The following is a 20,175-nucleotide window of genomic DNA, read 5'->3' on the forward strand; positions in this document are numbered from 1 at the left end:
CGCCGCGCCCGGCGATGAAATTTGCGCCTTCGGTGGCAATGCAGTGAAAAATCAGTTGCGCGGTGGAGGGCCAGAATACGGAGAGGTTGTGGTCGATGTGTGCAAGCGGCTTGGTGTCCCGCACAAGGGCTACTGGTCTAGCCAGGTGTCAAGCCCGGTGTACCTATTCGACACGGCTTTCGGCACGTTCAAGGGCGCTAAGATCTCATGCTGCAGCGCCTTCGGGTTGGTGGAGCAGAATTATGAAAACAATCGAAATCGAAGTGAGCACTGCGTGCGGGACGGGAGGGCTTCCTCCCCAATTGCTGGCGTTGGCGGGGAAAAAAACTACCTGGAGTGCGGACGAGCATAATGCGTTCGGTCTGATAGCCATTGTGACTGCGCCGCCCATGTACGTCGGTTTTTCGCTCGCGGACACATGGGCACATCATCGCTACTTAGCGGCAGTCGATCCGTTCGAGAAGCACTTGGCACTTCGACAGGAGTGGAAAGACCTAGACCCGCATCAGAAAACCATTCTTGCCGACGACTGGGGAATGGGATTCCCTTTGCTGTATCTGATGGAGTCGCTCGATCTTGTGCATTTCGCGCCGACTGACTACTGGGTCAAGTCGCTGGAGCTGACAACGGGAACCAAACTGGCGTTGAAAAAAGGCAAGCGGGGACCGCCAAAGCTGCCGGATTTCGTGGGGATTGACACGGCTGGGCGTTACCATGCCATCGAATGCAAAGGCACCCAGACATCGCGTTCGGCTCTCGCTTCGGCGATCGCGCACGGGGTACCGCAGGTCGAAAACCTGCGGAGCCCCGGGGCTCTGCCTCCTGCGATGCACGCATGCTTCGATAGCTGGCTGGTGGCAGGGTTGTACATTCCCATGGCGGGCAAGAAAACGCGCCCGCTCCTTCAGGTTGCGGATCCGGATTTTTCGGCCCTGTCGAGTCTGATTGAGCAGGCGGGAGGCATCGAAGCCGTTGGCAGGGCGATATCTCTTACCGCGTTGTGTCAGCAGCTTGCTGCCATCGGTCTGCGTCGACTTGCAACCGTGCTGTTTTCGGGGAAAGCACAGCGAGGGGATGTTGATCTCGTACGTGCGCAGGCGGACATCAGCGATGAGGCGCAGGGGGCAGGCTTTTACAAGACCAGTGACGCGTGGGTTGCAGATCGGAATTCACAGCTATTCAGGCCCGAAGGATTGGACGCGGCAGCGCGCATCCGGCAAGCCAAGTCGTCCTATTCGGCGCCGGTGGAGTTAGTCGAATCGTTGACGGCGACGATCACCGACAGCGGAGTTGTGGATCGTCAAGCACTCGACGAGATTCTTGCGGGGTTGCTCGATACCCAGGATCAACATCTCGAATCAAGACGTGCACCGTTTAACGAGGGAAGGAGACCGACTCCGTGGATATCTGCTGAAGAAGACGGGATGAGCCGACTGAAATCCGAGTTCGGGATTCAAATTGAAACGGTGCTTGAGGAACACTGAGACGACGGAGAAATATCCATCACGCGAATTGTGACGCGATTCAATCGTGATCGTTCGATATGATCAGGCAAACCTCGATACATAGGCCACGAAGGGGCTAGGCGCATTGATGTCAAATCTACCCAAGAGGAGGCGCGATCTTCGACAACAACCCGAAATTGTATGACCTCATCCCCCGACCCTCGCTCATTTCGGAGAATTCGCTCGGATCTGTGCTCAACATCGCTTTGAACTACGTTGTGCGGGGAGTGAGGCAGGACGACGTTTTTTACCGGATCGTCTTTAAGAAGGATTCCTCTCGAGAGTTGATGGCGATCAATAGCGGAGAGCTCAAGGGGCTGCTCACGACCGCCTGTGTTGAAAAGGGGCGGATCAGTGCTGTGGCGGGCTTGGAGCCCGTGGAAGTCGATAACGCGCATGCGTTGATGCCTGCCCTGTTGGGGCTCAGCGTTTTTGGTGCAATGCAGGCCAACCTATCCTACATCGCGAATCTTTGTGTGGACATCAGAAATCACCAAATTGCCGAGGAGCAATCGCGTTTCGAGAGAATTTCTGCTGTCATCGTCGAATGCTTCGAGGCGATTCCGGATCTGGCGCTCGATAGCGCGATGAAGCACGCCTATCTCTCGCGGATCGCAAAAAACAACGACGATTGCCTCCAGATGTTCTTTCTCCAGAAGAGAGCTTTAGGAGCTTGTTGAGATCGCAGCCCGAGCCTTTTTCAGCTAGCTACAACGGCTGGTGGTCGGACGGACCGTCTGGCCCCTGCTACTTTCCTGGCAGATTTTTTGAGTCTGATGTTCTGAAGCATCCCGTGTTCGCCGTTTTTGAGCGCCTCGCGGCGGGAAAAATCTGCGAGATCATCATTAGTGGAAATTTCTCTGAGGAGAACATTGGCCGATATAAAAAAGCCGTCGTCCGGGCCCAATCGCAACTGATGGAATTGCTTGAGCACCGACTGGATGCTTTTGAGCGATTCACGAATGACGCAGAAACGGAACTTGAGAATTCAGCTCAACTTCCGGATTACGAACGCGAAAACAGGCTGAGCCATCTCGCTAATCACAAATCCTTTGTGGCACGAATTCGGGGTCGTCTCAACCACCTCTTGGACGTTAAATGCAGTAGCTTCGATATTTTGGCCCGCCTTGCTAACCAGGACGAAATCGACGCATTTCTCATCGATGGTGCGCTGGTAAGAAGCGCTCTGGAAGACGCTGAAGAGGTTTAGTGTCAATGCCAGCACCTCGTTAGCTCTATTGTATGGTGACGTGGCCTGATCTGTTGTGAAGACGCAACATGAAGGAGGGGGCTAGAGTAATTTGGCGTTGGTTTTTGTGATCCAGCCTCTCTAGATAAGCAAAGTTCACTACTTCGACGGTATCAAGTGACGGTATCGACGTCTTGGCGGCATTTTGTCGTTCGTGATACCGTCATTCGGGGGCGCAGGAGGGCTTTGTCGGCCCAATTCGGTGCGACGCATGGGTTCATCGGTCGATGCGTGGACGCCGATAGACCGTCTTAGACGGATGGACCGAACCGGGAGAATTTCTCAGCGCGATATGGCTTGCATAATGCAAGCCGCTAGAGCAGGGCGTGCGACGGTACGCTTTACGGTATCATGTTTGCATGGATCGTCTCGACCGCCCGTCGGCGTTGGCTTCAAGGGCCCAATTGACAATCGAGTGGGAGTGATTCGGCGCCGGGGCGTGCCTCGGTAGCGGACCACGGCATCTGACGATGCGGACGCCCGGCAGGGATGACCTGCCGGGCGTTGTCGTTTGTGCGAACGGCGATCGTGACTGGATTGACGCTGGAGGAGCGTGTCTTCCTTGCCGTCTTGCCCGCCCCGTGCACCGCCGCGCGCACGGCCGGACAGCGAGCGGATCAAGGCACCCGCGGTGCGCGGTGAATGGCTGGCCGCTGTGCCGGCACATCGCGCGATGCGATGCCCACATCCGTCTCGTCTCTGCCAAGTTCCGCCAGATATGACCACGGATAGATGCCGCGCGCGTGACCATCGCCGAACAGCAGGCGGATGCCGTACCCGGCCGGTTCCACGCCGTTCAGCGTCAGATCAAGCGGCGCGTCGACTTGTCTGCCATCAAGCCGGATCTTCCGGCACGCGGCGCACGGACAATCGCCGCGCAAGCGCGCATAGCCGATAGGCTGCGTGCTGCCGTCCGGCCAACACAGCGTCAACGCACGAGTCGCATGATCGAGACGAATCTCTGTCGGCGGCGTCATCGTGCATCTCCTCCAATCTGCACGATGGCGATGCGCACGGCCTTGCGTACTTCGGGATCGCGATCCTCCAATGCATCATGCAGCGCGGGCAGCGTCGCAGGATCGCGCAGTTCGCCTAGCGCGAGCGCCGCCTCCTTGCGCAGGTTGCTGATCGCATGCGACAGCAGCGCGGCGACCGCCGGCGCCGCGGCGGCGTCGCGCAATTGCCCGAGTGCGCGCACCGCGCGCAAGCGCACCTGCCAGTAATCGTCATCGAGCGCGGCGACGAGCGGCGCGCGTGCGACCGCGACACGCAGCTTACCGAGCGTCGCGGCCGCTTCCTCGCGTACCTGCCATTCGGCGTCGCGCAGCGCCGCAAGCAACGCGGTGACGACGGTCGTGTCGTCGGACGCCGCGAATCCGACCGCGCCGACCGCGATGCGCCGCACGTCCGCATAAGTGTCGTTCGTGGCGATGCGTGCGAGCGGCGACAACGCACGCACGTCCTTGAGCCAGCCGAGCACGGCGACGGCCTCGGCGCGCACGGCCGCCGCCGGCGCGTCGAGCGCGTGCAGTGCCGGCGTGAGCGCGTCGGGGTCGCGCAGTTCGCGCAGCGCGCGCAGCGCGGCGCCGCGCACGAACGGCTCGGCGTGTTCGGCCCAGCGGCACAGCACGGCGCCGGACGCGACATCCTTCAGTTCGGACAGGCTGTGTGCCGCGGTCGCGCGCACGTCGTCGTCCGGATCGAGCAGCGCGTGGCACAGCGTGTCGACGACGACGGGCTGCTCCCAGGCGGCGAGCACCCGCGCAGCTTCGCCGCGCACGACGGCGGCCGGATCGTCGCGCAATGCCGCAACGAAGACCGGCACGAGATCGGGATCCTCGAGATCGGCGAGTTCGAGCAGCGCGATGCGGCGCACGGATGCATCGGGTGCCGCAACACGTGCGACGAGCGCGGCATGGTCGGAGGCGTGCGCGCCATGCAGCGGGAAAGCAGGGGAGGAAGCGGTCATGGGAAAAATCAGGATCATTAACGAAGCGTGTGAGGCGTGACGAGCAGCGCGGTCGCACCGATCCGCGATCCGATGTCGAGTAGCAGCGTCTGCATCATTCGGCGCGTCTGTGCGTCGAGCACGCCGAACGATTCATCCGTCAGCAGGATGCGCGGTCGGAAGACCAGCACACGTGCGGTCTCGACGCGACGGCGGCCCGTCGGGTCAGCGCAGCAGGTACGGGATGTCGACCTTGACGGCGCCGGTCGGGCAGTCGCGTTCGCATGGCATGCAGTACCAGCATTCGTCGAACTGCATGTAGGCCTTGCCTTTGGTCACGTCGATGGCGAGCAGGTCGAGCGGGCACACGTCGACGCAGACGGTGCAGCCCTTGTCGGCGATGCAGCGGTCCTCGTCGATCGTCACGGGCGCGCTGCTGCGCAGGAAGATGTCGTGCGGGGTATGGGGCACGGTAAGGCTCCTCGGAGTCAGAGGGCGGCCGCGAGGGCGGCCGGTTCGCGGATGCGCAGGTGCGCGTAGGCGCTGCGTTCGTCGTCGGCAAGCGGCACGACGTAGGGCTCGACCGGCCGTTTCTCGCTGCGCATCGTGCCGTCGGCATCTTTGCGCAACCATGTGTGGCAGAACCATTCAGCGTCGTTGCGATGCGGAAAATCGACGCGATGGTGGTATAGCCCCCAGCGGCTCTCGGTACGGAACAGCGACGCACGCGCGGCCATTTCGGCGCAGTCGCGAATCGCGCGCACTTCGGCCGCGCGCATCAGTTCGTGCGGATGGACCGCCTTGAGTTCTTCGATATCCTCAATAATGTCGTCAAAGCGTTGCAGTCCGATTTCCATCTTGCGCGTCACCTTCGGCGGTTGCAGGTAATCGTTCACCATGCGGCGCAGCTTGTATTCGACCTGCGCCGGCGCGAGGCCACGCTCGCGTGTGAGGGGCGCGAGCACGCGGGTGCGTTCGGCCGCGACCTGTTCGTCGTCCACCGGCGCGTGATCGCGGCCGGCGACGTAGTCGGCCGCGTTCTGCCCGGCGAACCAGCCGTAGGTGAACGCGCCGAGCATGTAGTTGTGCGGGACGGCCGCCATGTCGCCGGCCGCGTAGAGCCCCGGAACGGTCGTTTCCGCGCGGGCGTTCACGTATACGCCTGACGCGCTATGGCCGCTGCAGAAGCCGATTTCGGAGATGTGCATCTCGACCATCTGGCGTCGGTAGTCGGTGCCGCGCCCTGCGTGGAAGCGACCGCGGCTCGGCCGCTCGTTCGTGTGCAGGATCTGCTCGATGGTCTGGATCGTTTCTTCGGCGAGGTGGTCGAGCTTCAGGAACACCGGGCCGTTGCCGCCTTGCAGTTCCTGGTAGAACTCCCACATCATCTGGCCGCTCCAGTAGTCGCACTCGATGAAGCGTTCGCCCTTGCCGTTCGCGGTGAAGCCGCCGAGCGGGCCCGTCACGTACGCGCAGGCCGGGCCGTTGTAGTCCTTGATCAGCGGATTGATCTGGAAGCATTCGAGGTTCGCGAGCGCCGCGCCGGCGTGGTACGCCATCGCGTAGCCGTCGCCCGCGTTGGTCGGGTTTTCGTACGTGCCCATCAGGTATCCGGATGCCGGCAGCCCGAGACGGCCGGCCGCGCCGCAGCACAGGATCACGGCCTTTGCGCGGATCACGTGGAAATCGGCCGTGCGGCAGTCGAAGCCGAGCACGCCGCTCGCGCGGCCGTGCGCGTCGGTCAGCACGCGCGTCGCGACGATCCGGTTCGTGATCGCGATGCGCGCACGCTTCAGCTGCCGGTACAGTACCTTCTTGATGTCGTGACCTTCCGGCATCGGCAGCACGTACGAACCCAGGTGGTGGACCTTCTTCACCGCGTAGTCGCCGGTGCCGTCCTTTTCGAACTTCACGCCCCAGCGGTCGAGCTGCTCGATCGTCGCGAAGCTGTGCGTCGCGTATGCGTATACGGCCTGCTGGTCGACGATCCCGTCGTTGGCGATCGTGATCTCGCGTGTGTATTGCTCGGGCGTCGCGTGGCCGGGAATCACCGCGTTGTTCAGGCCGTCCATCCCCATCGAGATCGCGCCGCTGCGCTTCACGTTGGCCTTCTCCAGCAGCAGCACGCGCAGCGACGGGTCGCGCTCCTTCGCCTTGATCGCCGCCATCGGACCGGCCGTGCCGCCGCCGACCACGACGATGTCGTATTCGAGTACATGGGTGTTCATTGCGGGTTCCTTAATGGTTGGTGCGTCTTCTGCCGGTCGATGCGCAGCCGGTACTGGAACGCGTCGCCACGGAAGTACAGGTGTTCGTAGTCGATCGGCGCGCCCGATGCGTCGTGCGTCAGGCGCTCTATCCGCAGCACGGGGCTGCTTTCCTCGACGCGCAGCGCATCGACGATTTCATCGTCGGCGAGGATCGCGTCGATCGACACGTCGGCGTGGCCGAGCGGCACGCCGCAGTCGTTCTCGAGAATCAGGAAGATGTCGCGGGTTGCGAGATCGGCGCCCGCGAGCCGCTTGCCGAGCGCCGCGGGCACCCACGTCTGCTCGAGCGACACGGGCTCGCGGTTCAGCAGCCGCACGCGGCGGATCTCGACGAGCGGCGCGCCTTCCGGCACGTTCAGCTTCGCTGCGAGATGGCGGTCGGCCTTCACGGTGCGAAAGCTGCGCAACTGGTTGACGATTTCGTAGCCCATTGACGACATCGCCTCGGCGAAGCCCTGCAGCGATGTCACGTTCTGGAACGCCTTCGGCTTCGATACGAACGTGCCCTTGCCGTGCAGCCTGAACAGCAGGCCTTCCTTCTGCAGGTCGCCGAGCGCCTGGCGCACCGTGATGCGGCTCACGTCGAACATCGCGCAGAGTTCGTGCTCGGACGGCATCCTGCTGTGTGGCGCATAAGTGCCGTCGAGGATACGCGTGCGCAACGTGTCCTTGATCTGCACGTAGAGCGGGGCCGCCGACAGCGGCACGACATTGGAGCGGGTCATTGGTCAACTTGTCATGACAAGAGGAATCGAGTGTAGTGACCGCGTTCGCACGCCCAAACCAACCATTTCTGATTTCGACATTCCGATTCCGGAAAAGCGGGGCGGCTGCGCGGCCGAGGTTCGTCCGGATCTGCCCCTTGTCGACCGCTCGACACCGTCGACGATCGGGCATGAGCGCTCGCGTGTGCCACGCATGTCGATTCCCCGCTGCGTCGTTCGTCGTATCGATGTCGACCGGATTCGCGACGGCGTCCGCAGCCCGGTTCCTCGTCGAGGCCTGACCTACGGAGAGAAAGGAGGTGCCAGATGCCTGATTCCCGCTATCGCTGGGTGATCGTCGCCGCGGGCGGCCTGATGGGCTGCATCGCGATCGGCGCGATGTTTTCGCTGCCCGTGTTCCTGCGGGCCGTCGCACGCGACACCGGCTGGTCGATGACCGGCATTTCCGCCGCGATGACGCTCGGCTTCATCGCGATGGCCTTCGCGAGCATCGGCTGGGGCAGCCTGTCGGACCGGATCGGCACGCGTGCGGTGGTCGTGACGGGCGCCATTCTGCTGCCGGCGAGCCTGGCGCTTGCGAGCCGCGCGCCGTCGCTGCTTGCGTTCCAGCTCATTTTCGGGCTGGCCGTCGGCAGCGCGACGGCCGCGGTGTTCGCGCCGATGATGGCCTGCGTGACGGGCTGGTTCGACACGCATCGCAGTCTCGCGGTGTCGCTGGTGTCGGCCGGCATGGGCATGGCGCCGATGACGATGTCGCCGCTCGCGGCATGGCTCGTGTCGGGCCACGGCTGGCGCACCTCGATGTTGTTGATCGCCGCGCTCGCGGCCGCCGTGATGATTCCTGCGTCGCTGCTCGTGCGCCGCGCCCCCGCGCTCGACGGGCCGCACGCCGAGCCGGCGCCGGCCGGCGTGCCCCGATCCGCGCCGCTGTCGGTCGGCGGCGCGCTGCGCTCGCCGCAGTTTATCGTGCTGCTGCTGACCAATTTCTTCTGCTGCGCGACGCATTCCGGCCCGATCTTCCACACGGTCAGCTACGCGGTGACGTGCGGGATTCCGTTGATCGTCGCGGTGTCGATCTACAGCGTCGAGGGGCTCGCCGGCATGGGCGGGCGCATCGCGTTCGGGCTGCTGGGCGATCGCCTCGGCGCGAAGCGCATGCTCGTGGCGGGACTGCTCGCGCAGGCGCTCGGCGCGCTCGGCTACTACTTCGTGCGCACGCTCGACGGGTTCTACGCGGTCGCGACGCTGTTCGGTTTCATCTATGCGGGCGTGATGCCGCTCTATGCGGTGCTCGCGCGCGAAAATTTCCCGCTGCGGATGATGGGCACCGTGATCGGCGGCTGCGCGATGGCCGGCAGTCTCGGGATGGCGGCGGGGCCGGTCGCGGGCGGCCTGATCGTCGATGCGCTGGGCAGCTACGGTTGGCTGTACCTCGGATCGTTCGCGATCGGCATCGGCGCGTTCCTCGTCGCGATGATGTTCCGTCCGTTTTCGAAGGCGCGGTCGCAAGTGGTCGCCGCATGACCCGGCAGTCGCGAAACGGCGATTCCGGCGGGACGACGAACGCCGATCGACCCAGACGAAAATAAAAAAAACAGGGCCGGACATCGCCCACGCAAACAGAGCGAAATCGGCGCAAAATCGGCGCGGAGCCTGCTGCGGCGCAGCACAGCGGCAACTCGTGGCGATCGGCGCCCATGCGCGCCGATTCGGCCCTTAAAAAACACAATATCGAGCATGCCTTCGAAGGGCCTGTCATACGCACGTCACCCTGCTAGAATTCGGCTGCCGCATTTGTTCCGATTGACTGATGAGATTGCTTGACGCACTGGTCGAACAACGCATTGCCGCTGCTGCCGCGCGGGGCGAGTTCGACGATTTGCCGGGTACCGGCGCGCCGCAGGCGCTGGATGACGACCTGCTCGTACCCGAGGAGGTGCGGGTGGCCAACCGTATCCTGAAGAATGCGGGCTTCGTGCCGCCGGCCGTCGAGCAACTGCGCGCGCTGCGCAATCTGCAGGACGAACTGCAGGCGGTCAGCGATCGTGCCGCGCGCTGCCGGCTGCAGGCGAAGATTCTCGCCCTCGACATGGCGCTCGAATCGCTGCGCGGCGGCCCGATGGTGATGCCGCGCGATTATTGCCGGCGCATCGCGGAACGTCTGTGCGAGCGCGGGCTCGACGACGCGCCCGCCGAAGCGGGGCCGATGTGAGCGCCGACGCGCTGCACGACGCGGCAGCCGGATCGGTTGCTGCTCCCGATTCTCCCGTTCCCGAAGCCACACCCGTGTCGGCGCGCGACCTGCATTTCATGCGGCTCGCGCAGGCCGCTGCCGAAGAGGCGCGCGCGGCCGGCGAAGTGCCGGTCGGCGCGGTGCTCGTGCGCGGCGACGAGGTGATCGCACGCGGCTTCAACCACCCGATCGGCGGGCACGATCCGTCGGCCCATGCGGAAATGGCCGCGCTGCGCATGGCCGCGCAGCATCTGCAGAATTACCGGATGCCCGGCTGCGAGCTGTACGTGACGCTCGAGCCGTGCCTGATGTGCGCGGGCGCGATCATGCACGCACGCATCGCGCGAGTCGTCTACGGCGCCGCCGATCCGAAGACGGGCGCGTGCGGCAGCGTGATCGACGCGTTCGCGAATCCGCAACTCAACCACCATACCGACGTAACCGGCGGCGTGCTCGCCGACGAGTGCGGGGCCGCGCTGAAGTCGTTCTTCGCGGAGCGCCGTCGCGCGCTGCGTGAAGCACGGCTCGCACGCGACGCCGAATCCGGCGCGCCGTAACCCTTGCCGCACCCGTCGCCCGTCGCCCGGAGCGGGGCGGGCAGCACGGTTCGGTGAACCGGAGACGGTTCGGACCCTCTAAGCAGGTTTGACGACCTCGACACCTTTCGCCATGTCCCTCCAGCCCGCTGCGTCCTACACCATCCGCCTGCTGGCGCCGTCCGGCTATCCGCACGACCCCGATGCGATCAACCGCGCGCTCGAGCGCCTGAGCGGCTCGCAACATCGCATCGAGAACATCGAGGCGACGCAGCGCCGCTTCCAGCGATTCGGCGGCACCGACGGCGAGCGGGCGGGCGACCTGAACCGCCTCGCGGATCCGGAGCGCGCGCTGCCGGACATCGCGCTCGCGGTGCGCGGCGGCTACGGCGCCGCGCGCATCCTGCACGGGCTCGACTATCGCGGGCTCGAGCGCCGGCTGCGCGACCAGCCGATCGCGCTCGTCGGCCACAGCGACTTCACCGCGATCCAGCTCGCGCTGTACGCGAAGGCGCGCATCAAGTCTTTCGGCGGCCCGATGCTGTCGGCCGACTTCGGCGCGGAAACGCCGAGCGACTTCACGATGCAGCACTTCTGGCAGACGCTGACGCAGCCGAGCACGACGATCATCGCCGAGGCGCCGCAGGTGCAGACCGTGAACGTGACGGGCACGCTGTGGGGCGGCAACCTGGCGATCCTCACATCGCTCATCGGCACGCCGTACATGCCCGACATCGAGGGCGGCATCCTGTTCGTCGAGGATGTCAACGAACAGCCGTTCCGGATCGAGCGGATGATCTATCAACTGCATCTGTCGGGGCTGCTCGCGCGCCAGCAGGCGCTCGTGCTCGGCCAGTTCACCGGCGCGCGGCCGTTCGAATACGACAACGGCTACGACATGCAGGCGATGATCGACCAGGTGCGCGAGGTGGTCGGCATTCCGGTCGTCACCGGGCTGCAGTTCGGCCACGTGCCCGACCTGCTGACGCTGCCGTTCGGCGCGCAGGCGCAACTGGTCGCGAATGCGCACGGGTTCCGGCTCACGTTGTCGGACTATCCGCACCTCGGCTGACGCTGACGTGGTCGATGAAAAGGCGGGGTTCCCGCCTTTTTCTTTATGTAAATGCGCAACTAACGGTCAAAAATCCCGGCGGACTTCGACAGCGTCGTCGCCGGTTCTTGCACCAGTATTGTCAACAAAATCCCGGGAAGGGTATACGACAAGAACGGCCTCTGTCATGGCATACAGGCTTGGTGTGCATGGATTTCGCGCATCCCGCACCGATTGAGGTCGCGGTCGTGCACGCCGATTGTGCGAAACGCCGGAAAAGAATTGTTGACAATTTTTATGTCCGTCCTAGGATGAGGACCATCACACGATGCAGAACATGAACGATCCCGATACCCATCCGTCCGGCGCTGCCGGTCCCGAAGCGATCGCCGAGCGGATCCGCACGGCGATCCTCGAGCATCGGCTCGCGCCCGGCGCGAAGCTGACGGAGGCACAGCTCTGCGACGTGTTCGGCGTGAAGCGCGGAACGATCCGGCAGGCGCTCTCGCAGCTCGCGGCCGACAAGCTGGTCGATCTCGAGCCGAACCGCGGGGCGTTCGTCGCGAGTCCGACGCTGCAGGACGTGCACGAGGTGTTCGAGATGCGCAGGATCATCGAGCTGGCCGTCGTCGAGCGGCTCGCGACGGGGCCGGGAGCGAAACGGCTCAAGGGCGTCGCCGCGCTGATCGACAAGGAACGCAAGGCGTTCGAGCGGCACGACTTCGCAGCGTGGATCCGCCTGTCGGGCGAATTCCACACGGCGCTCGCGGCGCTGACGGGCAATGCGACGCTCTGCGAGTGCCTCGACGGGCTCGTCGCACGCTCGACGTTGATGTCGGCGCTGTATGAATCGCACGGGCGCAGCCCGTGCTCGTGCGACGACCATGACGAGATACTGACCGCACTGGAAGCGGGCGATTCGAAGCGGGCGGTGACGCTGATGGCGCACCACCTGCAGCATGTCGAACTGAAGATGCTGGACCGGCCCGCGCAAGGGCAGGTCGATTTGCGCGAAGTGTTCGGCGGCGCCTGAGCGGCGACGCGAACCCGGCCGCGCGCCACACGACGAGAGCAATGCAGGCCGGCGGTTCGCGCCGCCGGCCGCCAGTCCGACTCCGGGCAACGATCCGGAGCGATATCGATGACGGTGGAGCGGCTGTTCGGCCGCGTCAAGGAGAAGTCATGGCTCAGTTCAGTGTGGCGCACGACAGTGCGTATCCGGCGGAAGAAGGCGGCGAGGGCGGTGGCCCCACGTTGCCGGACGGTTACAGTCAACGTTTGTACAACGAAGATTTGGCACCCCTTAAGAATCAGACATGGGGCGCTTACAACATCTTCGCATTCTGGATGTCGGACGTGCACAGCGTCGGCGGCTACGTGTTCGCGGGCAGCCTCTTCGCGCTCGGGTTGACGAGCTGGCAGGTGCTGATCGCGCTGATCGTCGGCATCACGATCGTGAACCGGCTGTGCAACCTGATCGCGCGGCCGAGCCAGCAGATCGGCGTACCGTATCCGGTCGCGTGCCGCGCGACGTTCGGCGTGCTCGGCGCGAACGTGCCGGCCGTGATCCGCGGGCTGATCGCGATCGCGTGGTATGGGATCCAGACCTATCTCGCGTCCAGCGCGCTCGTGATCGTGGTGCTGAAGTTCTTTCCGCAATGGCTGCCGTACGCGGACGTCCATCGCTACGGCTTCCTTGGGCTGTCGGCGGTCGGCTGGGCCGGCTTCATGCTGCTTTGGGTGCTGCAGGCGCTCGTGTTCTGGAACGGGATGGAGACGATCAAGAAGTTCATCGACTTCGCGGGCCCGGCCGTCTACGTCGTGATGTTCATCCTGGCCGGCTACATGGTGTGGCGCGCGGGATGGCGCAACATCGGCATCAACCTCGGCGGCGTGAAGTATCACGGCGCGGAAGTGATCCCGGTGATGATCACGGCCGTGTCGCTCGTCGTGTCGTACTTCTCCGGGCCGATGCTCAATTTCGGCGATTTCTCGCGCTACTGCCGCTCGTTCGGCGACGTGAAGCGCGGCAACTTCTGGGGACTGCCGGTCAACTTCCTCGCGTTCTCACTCGTCACGGTGATCACCACCGCCGCGACGCTTCCGGTGTTCGGCGAACTCATCACCGATCCCGTCGAGACGGTCGGCCGCATCGACCATCCGACCGCCGTGATCCTCGGCGCGCTGACCTTCACGATCGCGACGATCGGCATCAACATCGTCGCGAACTTCGTGTCGCCCGCGTTCGACTTCTCGAACGTCGCGCCGCGGCTGATCAGCTGGCGCGCGGGCGGGATGCTCGCGGCCGTCGCGTCGATCTTCATCACGCCGTGGAACCTGTTCAACAATCCGGCCGTGATCCACTACACGCTCGACGTGCTGGGCGCGTTCATCGGTCCGCTGTACGGCGTGCTGATTGCCGACTTTTACCTCGTCAAGCGCGGCCGGCTCGTGCGCGACGACCTGTACACGATGTCGGAGCGCGGCACCTACTGGTACACGGGCGGCGTGAACCGCCGCGCGATCGCGGCGCTGCTGCCGGCCGCGGTGATCGCCGTCATCTGCGTGATGGTGCCGGGCTGGCAGGCCGCTGCGAACTTCTCGTGGTTCATCGGCGCGGGGCTCGGCTTCGTGTTCTACCGGCTGCTCGTGAGCACGAAGGCCTGAGGAGCGCACGATGAAGATCAAGCTGATCAATCCGAACACGACGCAGCGGATGACCGATGCGATGGGCCGCTGCGCGCGTGAAATCGCAGCGGCAGGCACCGAGATCGTCGCGGTGAGCCCGCCCATGGGGCCGCCGTCGATCGAAGGCTATTACGACGAGGCGCTCGCGACGCCCGGGCTTCTGGCCGAGATCGCGCAGGGCGAGCGCGATGGCTGCGACGCATACGTGATCGCGTGTTTCGGCGACCCGGGCTTGTATGCGGCGCGCGAACTCGCGCGCGGGCCGGTGATCGGGATCGCCGAGGCGGCAATGCATGCGGCGAGCGTGCTTGCGCCGGGCTTCTCGGTCGTCACGACCCTCGCGCGCACCTGCGGGATGGCGTGGCATCTCGCCGAGCGCTACGGGATGAAGCGGTTCTGCCGCAACGTGCGGGCGACCGACGTCGCGGTGCTCGAGCTCGACCGGCCCGGTTCGGCGGCGCGGCGGATCATCGTCGACGAATGCCGGCGCGCGCTCGACGAGGATGGCGCCGACGCGATCGTCCTCGGCTGCGCCGGGATGGCCGAATTCGCGCACGAGATCGAGCAGCAGATCGGCGCGCCGGTCGTGGAAGGCGTCACGGCGGCCGTCAAGTGGGCCGAGGCGCTCGTCGCGCTGCGCCTCGCGACCGCGAAGCGCGGCGACTATGCGCGGCCGCTGCCGAAGCGCTACGACGGCGAATTCGCGCGTTTCAGCCCGCCGGAGGACGCGCCCGCACCCGCGCCGGCCGCCGCCACGGCGCGAAGCGGGAGCGACGCGTCGGAACCGGTCCCGAATTTGCCGCAACCGCACATACACGCCGTCTGACATGCACTATCTGCGCCGCTGTATGGGCGCGTATGAACGTTTTCGCTACACTGGGCCGTCATCGCATCGGCCCGTGCGGCCGGCCTCCGGCACCCGCGCGGGTCGATGCGAACCCATTACTTCAGCAAGCTTTCGCGGCACTTCGAACCCATGTCACTCGATCCCAACTATCCTCGCGACCTGATCGGCTACGGCCGCCATCCCGTGCAGGCGAACTGGCCCGGGCGTGCCCGCGTCGCCGTGCAATTCGTCCTGAACTACGAGGAGGGGGGCGAGAACTGCGTGCTGCACGGCGATCCGGGTTCCGAGCAGTTCCTGTCCGAAATCGTCGGCGCGGCCGCGTATCCGGACCGCCACATGAGCATGGAATCGATCTACGAATACGGTTCGCGTGCCGGCGTGTGGCGCATCTTGCGCGAATTCGAGAAGCGCGGGCTGCCGCTGACGGTGTTCGGCGTGGGCATGGCGATCGAGCGTCATCCGGAACTCGCGCGCGCATTCGTCGAGCTGGGTCATGAAATCGCGTGCCACGGCTGGCGCTGGATCCACTACCAGAGCATGACGCCGGAACTCGAAGCCGAGCACATGCGCCTCGGGATGGAAGCGATCGAGCGCGTGACGGGCGAACGTCCGCTCGGCTGGTATACCGGCCGCGACAGCCCCAATACGCACCGTCTCGTCGCGGAATACGGCGGTTTCCTGTACGACTCCGACAACTACGGCGACGACCTGCCGTTCTGGATGGACGTCGACGTGTCGGGCGGCAGGAAGTTGCCGCAACTGATCGTGCCGTACACGCTCGACACGAACGACATGCGCTTCGCGACGCCGCAGGGCTTCAACACCGGCGACCACTTCTTCGACTACCTGCGCGACGCATTCGACGTGCTGTACGCGGAGGGCGACGAAGCGCCGAAGATGCTGTCGATCGGCATGCACTGCCGTCTGCTCGGCCGGCCGGGACGTTTCCGCGGGCTGCAGCGTTTCCTGGATCACATCGAGAAGCACGATCGCGTATGGGTGACGCGCCGTGTCGATATCGCGCGTCATTGGCGTGAACATCATCCGTATCAGCCCAATCATCGAAACGAAGGGAAAGCATGAAGGCGATGCGTTACACGTTGGAGCAACTGAACACGATGGCGCCGAGCGCATTCGTCGCGGCGCTGTCGGGGATCTTCGAACATTCGCCGTGGGTGGCCGAGGTCGCCGCGGGCGAGCGGCCGTTCGCGAGCATCGATGCGCTGCACGAGACGATGTCGAACGCGGTGGAGACGGGCGGCGAAGTGCGCCAGCTCGCGCTGATCAATGCTCACCCGGAGCTCGCCGGCAAGGCCGCCGTGCGCGGCGAGCTGACGGCCGAGTCGACGCGCGAGCAGAGCGGCGCGGGCCTCGACCAGTGCACGCAGGAAGAGTTCGACAAGCTGCTGACGCTGAACCGCACGTATCGCGAGAAGTTTGGCTTTCCGTTCATCCTCGCGGTGCGCGGCTACGACCGGCACGGCATCATCGCGAACTTCGAGTCGCGCGTGAATCATTCGCGCACCGAGGAACTGCGCGCGAGCCTCGACCAGATCTACCGGATCGCGCGCTTTCGCCTCGACGACCTGATCGACGCCTGACACCTCACGACGGCCTGCTGCGTCGCGGCGGCCGATCGCATCACTGAAACAAGGAAACATCATGGCTGTTCCGCTTCTCGATCCCGACGCCCCCGACTTCACGCGGCGCTACGTGAACCTCGCCGACCCGCGCCTCGGTGCGCAGGCGCTCGAGGCCAGCGACGACTTCTTCGCGCCCAAGGACCGGATGCTGAACCCCGAGCCGGCGGTGTTCATCCCCGGCAAGTACGACGACCACGGCAAGTGGATGGACGGCTGGGAGACGCGCCGCAAGCGCACGACGGGCTATGACTGGTGCATCGTCAAGCTCGCGCGGCCGGGCGTGATCAAGGGCTTCGACATCGACACGAGCCACTTCACCGGCAACTTCCCGCCGGCCGCGTCGATCGAGGCGGCATACGTGGCCGATGGCGCGCCGACGCATGCGACCGAATGGGTCGAGATCGTGCCGTCGACGACGCTGCAGGGCAACAGCCATCACTATGTCGAAGCGAGCGACGCACGGGCGTTCACGCACCTGCGCGTGAACATCTATCCGGACGGCGGCATCGCGCGCCTGCGCGTGTATGGCCAGCCGCAGCTCGACTGGGCCGGCGCGAGCGCGACCGAGCAGTTCGACCTCGCGGCGATGGAAAACGGCGGCTACGTGGTAGCCGCGAACAACCAGCATTTCGGCGTCGCGTCGAACCTGCTGCTGCCGGGCCGCGGCGTGAACATGGGCGATGGCTGGGAGACCCGCCGCCGCCGTGAACCGGGCAACGACTGGGCGATCATCGCGCTCGCGCAGCCGGGCGTGATCCGCAAGATCGAAGTCGATACCGCTTTCTTCAAGGGCAATTACCCGGACCGCTGCTCGATCCAGGCCGCGTACGTGTCGGGCGGCACCGACAGCTCGCTGATCACGCAGTCGATGTTCTGGCCGGTGCTGCTCGGCGAACAGAAGCTGCAGATGGACAAGCAGCATTACTTCGAGCACGAGATCGCATCGCTGGGCCCCGTGACCCACGTGCGCCTGAACATCATTCCGGACGGCGGTGTGTCGCGCCTGCGTCTGTGGGGGACGCTCGACAAATGAAGACACTCGTAATCGAACCGCTGACCAAGGACGCGTTCGCGCCGTTCGGCGACGTGATCGAAACGGAAGGCGCGAAGCAGATTCCGATCAACCTCGGCACGACGATCCGCTTTCACGATCTCGCGAAGGTCGACGTGACCGACGAAGACGGCCGCACGCTCGTCAACCTGTTCCGCGGCCAGCCCCGCACGCTGCCGTTCGAGGTGAAGATGCTCGAGCGCCATCCGCTCGGCAGCCAGGCGTTCGTGCCGCTGAACGACCAGCCGTATCTCGTCGTCGTCGCGCCGGCGGGCGATCTCGACCCGTCGAAGATCCGCGCGTTCGTCACGAGCGGGTGGCAGGGCGTGAACTATGCGAAGGGCGTGTGGCATCACCCGCTGATCGCGCTCGGCGGCGTCAGCGACTTCATCGTCGTCGATCGCGGCGGCGACGGATTGAACCTGAACGAGCAGGACCTGCCGGAATCGCTGTGGCTCACCGAGGACGCACTTGATGCGCTGACGGCCTGAGCAGCGTTTCGCCAGTACCGTTTCATCGAAGAGACCCGCGCGACCTGCGCGGGTTTTTTTATGGTCTCGGCGCACGCATCACGGCATGACGCCGCCGCTACGTCGAAGACGTCGATCGCGTGCTATCGTGCCCGCATCGCCACCGCACGACGCCCGGTTCCCGGGCCGTACCACGATGAGCCAACCTGAAAACGACCTCGCGATCCTGTTGCGCACGATGCGGCCGGAACTGCATCGCGGTGCGTTCGCCTTCGTCGCTCTGCCGGCCGATGCCGACATATCGTTATCCGAAGCGATTGCGACGTTCCGGGAAACGGAGGGCATGACGGTCGTCGTCGACGAGGCAACGGCCGCACGTCGCGGCTGGCCCGTGCTGTTCCGCGCCGCGTGGATCACGCTGACGGTGCATTCGGACCTCGCGGCGGTCGGCCTGACGGCCGCGTTCGCGAGCGCCCTCGGCGCGGCAGGCATCAGCTGCAACGTGATGGCTGCTGCGTATCACGATCACATCTTCGTTCCGTTCGACGACGGCCCGCGCGCGCTTGATGCGCTCGTCGCGCTGCAGCGCGACGCGATACGGAGCTAGCGGGGCACACGTTCCGGACGGGCAAAAAAACGGGCCCGTTTCCGGGCCCGCGAACGGAGAGGATTGCGCCGGCAACCGACGGCCGGCGCACGGCGGCTTACTTGACCGCGCCACCCTCGAACCATGCGGCGAGCTTCACGCGCTCGTCGTCGGTCATGTGCGTGACGTTGCCGATCGGCATCGCCTTCAGGCGCACGGCCTGTTCGTAGATGCGTTGCGCGTTCTTCGATACTTCGTCCGGCGTATCGAACATCACGCCGGCGGGCGCGCTGCCCATCAGCGTCGGCTTCGCCGAGTGGCACTCGACGCAGCGCTGCTGCAGGATCGGCATGATGTCGTTGATCACGATCTTCGGTGCGTTGGCCGCTTGCGCTTCCGGCGCGACCGGCTTCGGCATCGTCCACACCAGTGCGCCCGACAGCAGCGCGACGCCGCCGATCGGCAGGTACCACAGCTGCTTGCCGCGGTGACGCATCACGAAGAACTGACGGATCAGCGCGCCGGCCAGCATGATCAGCACGAGCACGACCCAGTTGAACTTGTTCGTGTACGTCATCGCATAGTGGTTCGACAGCATCGCGAACACGACCGGCAGCGTGAAATACGTGTTGTGCACCGAACGCTGCTTGCCGCGCTTGCCGTAGATCGGGTTCGGTTCTTCGCCCTTGAGCATCTTGTCGACCATCTTGCGCTGGCCCGGGATGATCACGAAGAACACGTTCGCCGACATGATCGTCGCGAGCATCGCGCCGACGATCAGGTACGCCGCACGGCCCGAGAAGATGTGGCACGCGAGGTACGCGGCGACGACGACGTAGACGCCGACGCAGATGCCCAGCACGCGATCGTTGGTGCCGAGGATTCGGCACAGCGAGTCGTAGACGATCCAGCCGGCCGCGAGGAAGCCGAGGGCGGAGGCGACGGCGACCACCGGGCCCATGTCGAGCACGCTCTTGTCGATCAGGTACGTGTTCGGTGCGAGCAGGTACAGCACGAAGAACAGCGAGAAGCCCGACAGCCAGGTCGTGTACGACGGCCACTTCGACCAGTGCAGGTCATCCGGCATTTCCGGCGGGGCGACCGTGTACTTCTGCATGTTGTAGAAACCACCACCGTGGACGTGCCACAGTTCGCCGAACACGCCGCGCTTGCGCTGGTTTGCGTCGGTCGGCGGTTTCAGGCTGTTGTCGAGCGCGACGAAATAGAAGGACTCGCCGATCCACGCAATGGCGACGATGACGTGCAGCCATCGCAGCGCGAGGTTCAGCCAGTCGGTGATGAAGCCTTCCATGAAACTCCTCCAGACTCAGATCGTTGTCTTTGATGCGGGCGCCGATGCGTCGGGCGCCGAT

21 protein-coding genes and 1 pseudogene are annotated in these 20,175 nt (G+C 64.8%); 15 read left to right on the forward strand and 7 right to left on the reverse strand.

Going from position 1 to position 20,175, the window contains the following annotated elements; all coding sequences use genetic code 11:
* Nucleotides 1-242: 242 nt before the first annotated feature.
* The 3 genes from LGM71_RS18875 (at nt 243) to LGM71_RS18885 (ending at nt 2,715) form a co-directional block, all read left to right on the forward strand.
* Nucleotides 243-1,484, forward strand: coding sequence for a hypothetical protein (locus tag LGM71_RS18875; protein WP_226115826.1), 1,242 nt, complete (start codon nt 243-245; stop codon nt 1,482-1,484).
* Between the two features lie 212 nt (nt 1,485-1,696).
* Nucleotides 1,697-2,185, forward strand: a complete 489-nt coding sequence (locus LGM71_RS18880) for a hypothetical protein (protein WP_226115828.1) — start codon at nt 1,697-1,699, stop codon at nt 2,183-2,185.
* Nucleotides 2,182-2,715: a hypothetical protein gene (locus LGM71_RS18885; RefSeq protein WP_226115830.1), complete on the forward strand. Its 534-nt coding sequence runs from the start codon at nt 2,182-2,184 to the stop codon at nt 2,713-2,715. The genes LGM71_RS18880 and LGM71_RS18885 overlap by 4 nt, the downstream gene beginning before the upstream one ends.
* 656 nt (nt 2,716-3,371) lie before the next feature.
* Here the strand turns inward: LGM71_RS18885 and LGM71_RS18890 are convergent.
* The 6 genes and pseudogenes from LGM71_RS18890 to LGM71_RS18915 form a co-directional block, all read right to left on the reverse strand.
* The gene (locus tag LGM71_RS18890) at nt 3,372-3,731 is read right to left on the reverse strand and encodes a gamma-butyrobetaine hydroxylase-like domain-containing protein (protein ID WP_226115841.1); all 360 of its coding nucleotides are present in this window, start codon (nt 3,729-3,731) and stop codon (nt 3,372-3,374) included.
* The gene (locus LGM71_RS18895; protein ID WP_226115843.1) at nt 3,728-4,723 is read right to left on the reverse strand and encodes a HEAT repeat domain-containing protein; all 996 of its coding nucleotides are present in this window, start codon (nt 4,721-4,723) and stop codon (nt 3,728-3,730) included. The genes LGM71_RS18890 and LGM71_RS18895 overlap by 4 nt, the downstream gene beginning before the upstream one ends.
* Before the next feature lie 35 nt (nt 4,724-4,758).
* Nucleotides 4,759-4,917: pseudogene (locus LGM71_RS18900) on the reverse strand (ABC transporter ATP-binding protein); the annotation flags it as partial.
* Nucleotides 4,918-4,927: 10 nt separating this feature from the next.
* On the reverse strand, nt 4,928-5,173 hold the full coding sequence (locus LGM71_RS18905; protein WP_006755644.1) for a ferredoxin family protein: 246 nt from the start codon (nt 5,171-5,173) through the stop codon (nt 4,928-4,930).
* A gap of 17 nt (nt 5,174-5,190) precedes the next feature.
* On the reverse strand, nt 5,191-6,930 hold the full coding sequence (locus LGM71_RS18910; protein ID WP_226115845.1) for a fumarate reductase/succinate dehydrogenase flavoprotein subunit: 1,740 nt from the start codon (nt 6,928-6,930) through the stop codon (nt 5,191-5,193).
* Nucleotides 6,927-7,697 carry a GntR family transcriptional regulator gene (locus tag LGM71_RS18915; RefSeq protein ID WP_226115846.1) on the reverse strand — a complete coding sequence of 257 codons (771 nt, stop codon included), beginning with the start codon at nt 7,695-7,697 and terminating at the stop codon, nt 6,927-6,929. The genes LGM71_RS18910 and LGM71_RS18915 overlap by 4 nt, the downstream gene beginning before the upstream one ends.
* A gap of 306 nt (nt 7,698-8,003) precedes the next feature.
* Between LGM71_RS18915 and LGM71_RS18920 the strand changes: the two genes are divergently transcribed.
* The 12 genes from LGM71_RS18920 to LGM71_RS18975 all read left to right on the forward strand — a co-directional run bounded on the left by LGM71_RS18920 (nt 8,004) and on the right by LGM71_RS18975 (nt 18,823).
* A complete protein-coding gene (locus LGM71_RS18920; RefSeq protein WP_226115847.1) occupies nt 8,004-9,221 on the forward strand; it encodes an MFS transporter in 1,218 nt (405 codons plus the stop codon).
* 286 nt (nt 9,222-9,507) lie between these two features.
* The gene (locus LGM71_RS18925) at nt 9,508-9,909 is read left to right on the forward strand and encodes a DnaJ family domain-containing protein (RefSeq protein WP_044843744.1); all 402 of its coding nucleotides are present in this window, start codon (nt 9,508-9,510) and stop codon (nt 9,907-9,909) included.
* Entirely contained in the window at nt 9,906-10,487 is a 582-nt protein-coding gene (gene tadA / locus LGM71_RS18930) for a tRNA adenosine(34) deaminase TadA (protein ID WP_059599948.1), read from the forward strand. Before LGM71_RS18925 ends, tadA begins: the two co-directional genes overlap by 4 nt.
* Before the next feature lie 112 nt (nt 10,488-10,599).
* Entirely contained in the window at nt 10,600-11,538 is a 939-nt protein-coding gene (gene ldcA, locus LGM71_RS18935; protein WP_174908720.1) for a muramoyltetrapeptide carboxypeptidase, read from the forward strand.
* A 307-nt stretch (nt 11,539-11,845) separates the two neighbouring features.
* Nucleotides 11,846-12,550: a GntR family transcriptional regulator gene (locus tag LGM71_RS18940; RefSeq protein WP_151051674.1), complete on the forward strand. Its 705-nt coding sequence runs from the start codon at nt 11,846-11,848 to the stop codon at nt 12,548-12,550.
* A gap of 149 nt (nt 12,551-12,699) precedes the next feature.
* A complete protein-coding gene (locus tag LGM71_RS18945; RefSeq protein WP_151051676.1) occupies nt 12,700-14,184 on the forward strand; it encodes an NCS1 family nucleobase:cation symporter-1 in 1,485 nt (494 codons plus the stop codon).
* A gap of 10 nt (nt 14,185-14,194) precedes the next feature.
* The gene (locus LGM71_RS18950; RefSeq protein WP_124622492.1) at nt 14,195-15,031 is read left to right on the forward strand and encodes an aspartate/glutamate racemase family protein; all 837 of its coding nucleotides are present in this window, start codon (nt 14,195-14,197) and stop codon (nt 15,029-15,031) included.
* Between the two features lie 150 nt (nt 15,032-15,181).
* Nucleotides 15,182-16,135, forward strand: coding sequence for an allantoinase PuuE (gene puuE / locus LGM71_RS18955; RefSeq protein WP_059599953.1), 954 nt, complete (start codon nt 15,182-15,184; stop codon nt 16,133-16,135).
* A complete protein-coding gene (gene uraD, locus LGM71_RS18960) occupies nt 16,132-16,653 on the forward strand; it encodes a 2-oxo-4-hydroxy-4-carboxy-5-ureidoimidazoline decarboxylase (RefSeq protein WP_059599954.1) in 522 nt (173 codons plus the stop codon). Before puuE ends, uraD begins: the two co-directional genes overlap by 4 nt.
* Nucleotides 16,654-16,714: 61 nt before the next feature.
* Nucleotides 16,715-17,728 carry an allantoicase gene (alc, locus tag LGM71_RS18965; protein ID WP_059599955.1) on the forward strand — a complete coding sequence of 338 codons (1,014 nt, stop codon included), beginning with the start codon at nt 16,715-16,717 and terminating at the stop codon, nt 17,726-17,728.
* Complete coding sequence (locus LGM71_RS18970) at nt 17,725-18,237, forward strand: ureidoglycolate lyase (RefSeq protein ID WP_059599956.1); 513 nt, start codon at nt 17,725-17,727, stop codon at nt 18,235-18,237. The genes alc and LGM71_RS18970 overlap by 4 nt, the downstream gene beginning before the upstream one ends.
* Nucleotides 18,238-18,412: 175 nt before the next feature.
* The gene (locus LGM71_RS18975) at nt 18,413-18,823 is read left to right on the forward strand and encodes an ACT domain-containing protein (RefSeq protein WP_226115848.1); all 411 of its coding nucleotides are present in this window, start codon (nt 18,413-18,415) and stop codon (nt 18,821-18,823) included.
* A gap of 97 nt (nt 18,824-18,920) precedes the next feature.
* On the opposite strand, the gene LGM71_RS18980 is transcribed toward LGM71_RS18975, so the two are convergent.
* Nucleotides 18,921-20,114, reverse strand: coding sequence for a urate hydroxylase PuuD (locus LGM71_RS18980; RefSeq protein ID WP_059599958.1), 1,194 nt, complete (start codon nt 20,112-20,114; stop codon nt 18,921-18,923).
* Nucleotides 20,115-20,175 lie beyond the last annotated feature (61 nt).

Origin of the sequence: Burkholderia sp. AU33545 (assembly GCF_020419685.1) — a bacterium.
Classification (GTDB): domain Bacteria; phylum Pseudomonadota; class Gammaproteobacteria; order Burkholderiales; family Burkholderiaceae; genus Burkholderia; species Burkholderia diffusa.